Source organism: Micromonospora sp. CPCC 206060 (assembly GCF_036906895.1).
Classification (GTDB): Bacteria; Actinomycetota; Actinomycetes; order Mycobacteriales; family Micromonosporaceae; genus Micromonospora.
Genome location: NZ_JBAKHU010000197.1, coordinates 1 through 1,892, shown reverse-complemented (window position 1 = coordinate 1,892; position 1,892 = coordinate 1). Strand labels below are relative to the sequence as shown.

The window sequence follows — 1,892 nt, the reverse complement described above, 5'->3', positions numbered from 1 at the left end:
CGTTGGGGATCACCCGACTGTCGAAGTCGCAGGTCAGCGTGATGGCCCGTGACCTCGACGAACCGTCGTTGCTCCCGACGCAATCCGCCGCCAAAAGTCCCGCTGCACCGCACGAGACGGCTCCGGCCGTCCCGGTGAACGCATCGACGGTCGCAACGCCCGATCCGACGCCCACTGGCGCCGCGCACCAGCCGGTACCCGAGGTATCCGCTTCTTGCCGTGCCCCATCGCAAACCTCCGTGATCAAGGTGTTGCGACGACCAGTTGAATCCGCCTTGGGCGCCGTTGTCGCTGTGGAAGATCGCCCCGCGCAGGTTGCCCCGGGTGCCGGCGGCGGCCGTGAGCGCGTCGGCGACCAGTTCGGTGCGCATGTGGTCGGCGATCGACCAGCCCACCAGACGCTTGGAGTACAGGTCCAAGACCGTTGCCAGATAAAGGAACCGCCCGTCACCGACAGGCAGGTAGGTGATGTCGCCGACGTACTTGCGGTTCGGCGCGGGCGCGGTGAAGTCCCGGCCGATCAGGTCGGGCACAGGCGCCGCGTCGGGCGCGGGGACCGTGGTGCGGACCTTCCTGCGCAGATGCACCCCGACGATCCCGCCGCGGCGCATCAACCGCTCGACCCGCTTGTGGTTCACCGGTCTGCCCTGCTCACGCAGTTCAGCGGTGATCCGTGGGCTGCCGTAGGTGCTGTCGGACTCCTGGTGGATCTTGATAATCCGTTCGGTGAGGACCTGGTCGGCACGGCCCCGCTCGGCGCGGGCCGGGGCCGCCTCGCGCCAGCGGTAGAACCCGGACCGCGATACCGACAGGAGCCCGCACAGCCGCTTCACGCCGTAGGCGTCATGGTGGTCGGCGACGAACTGGAAACGGCTCACCAGCTGGTCTCGCCCGCGAAATACTAGGCTGCCCGGCGCAGAATCTCCCGCTCCAGCTCAAGCTCCCTCACCCGGGCCTTGAGCTGCCTGTTCTCCTTCTCCAACGCGGTGGACTCCGCCGCGCCGGGCACCGCAGCCTGCTCGGCCTCGCGTACCCACACGCGCAGAGTCTCGTGGTTCACCCCCAGATCCTGGGCCACCGAGGCGTACGTGCGCCCCGGACTGGCGTGGTACAGCGCGACGGCATCGGCCCGGAACTCAGGCGTGTACTTCGACGTACCCAACGGGAACTCCTGTCCTATGGATCTTCACGATCCAATCATCAGGGTGTCCACGATCAAGGGGAAACGCCCGACGTCCCCCCGTGGTTTAGCCAGGACAGGTCCGCACCCTGCTGCGGGCGGTCCGGTCCGGGGGCAGGGCCCGGCAACGATGCTTGCCGGGGCTGACCCGGAGCGGTCACCCTGTACTGCGCCGGCACGCCACCGTGTGCTTCCTGGACCAGCTGCAGCAGACCACGGCCGCGCAATGCCACGATCCGCCTATGCACCGTCGGCTGCGGTATGGATGCCGCATCGGCGAGGGTTGACTCGCTGGCGGGGATGAACCCGTCGCCGTCCATACGGTCGATCAGGGCGTTCCACAGCTGCCGCAGCTGATCCTGCTGCTTCCTTGTGGTGGCGATGTGGTCGGCGTGCTGGTCGAACAGCGTCCGGGCCCCATCCTTGTCGCGCACCCATCGGCTGCCCGCAGGAAGGGCCGGCAACGATGCTTGCCGGGGCTGACCCGGAGCGGTCACCCCGTACTGCGCCGGCACGCCACCGCGTCCTTCCTGGACCAGCTGCAGCAGACCACGGTCGCGCAATGCCACGATCCGGCCATGCACCGTCTGCTGCAATGTGGATGTCGCATCGGCGAGGGTTGACTCGCTGGCGGTGATGAACCCGTCGCCGTCCATATGGTCGATCAGGGCGTTCCACAGCTGCCGCAGCTGATCCTGCTGCTGCCTTGTGG

Annotated in this window: 2 protein-coding genes; both read right to left on the bottom strand. The window is 68.0% G+C overall.

What is annotated here, in order from left to right; all coding sequences use genetic code 11:
* A protein-coding gene (locus tag V6U90_RS33200) for an IS3 family transposase (RefSeq protein WP_334445098.1) occupies nucleotides 1–1,162 on the bottom strand; the annotation gives its coding sequence in 2 pieces (ribosomal slippage) (nucleotides 1–904 and nucleotides 904–1,162; 1,163 coding nt annotated over the 2 pieces). This gene is flagged as partial in the annotation.
* 53 nt (nucleotides 1,163–1,215) lie between these two features.
* A partial coding sequence (locus tag V6U90_RS33195) for a hypothetical protein (RefSeq protein WP_334445096.1) occupies nucleotides 1,216–1,892 on the bottom strand: 677 nt, incomplete at its 5' end.